Source organism: Stenotrophomonas maltophilia group sp. RNC7 (assembly GCF_030910085.1).
In the GTDB taxonomy this organism is placed as follows: Bacteria; Pseudomonadota; Gammaproteobacteria; order Xanthomonadales; family Xanthomonadaceae; genus Stenotrophomonas; species Stenotrophomonas sepilia.
Genome location: NZ_JAVFVN010000877.1, coordinates 1 through 400 on the forward strand (window position 1 = coordinate 1; position 400 = coordinate 400).

Below are 400 nucleotides of genomic sequence, written 5' to 3' on the forward strand. Positions count from 1 at the left end.
GATTTATTATCTACATGGTTTGATGGTTATGATTATGATACTGAAGATAAGACTTGGGATACAGCTTTAGAAATCTTAAGCCCTGACAAGATTTATGACATTATAGAAAATATTAATTCTTATACAAAGACATACAATGAAATTGCTATACCAATAGATGCAATTAAGCACCAATCATTAAAGTTGTTTGCAAGACTGGCGTAGATACAAGTTTATAATAAATAGGTTCTTTTCTGGGGAAACAAAACGAAGCATTAAACACAATGAAGAATAAATCGCTATAAAATCTAATTTTCTGTAATTAATATTTTGAAATATTAGTTAGTTTGTGAAGTATTACCTAATCTCTCTAAAGGATTAGATAATATATAAAAAATACCATTCAGGTCGCATGAAAGGA

At 28.0% G+C, this 400-nt stretch carries 1 protein-coding gene; it reads left to right on the plus strand.

Features of this window, described 5'->3' with window-relative positions; genetic code table 11:
- A partial coding sequence (locus RCF13_RS21630) for a hypothetical protein (RefSeq protein WP_308141542.1) occupies window positions 1-204 on the plus strand: 204 nt, incomplete at its 5' end.
- Between the last annotated feature and the right edge of the window lie 196 nt (window positions 205-400).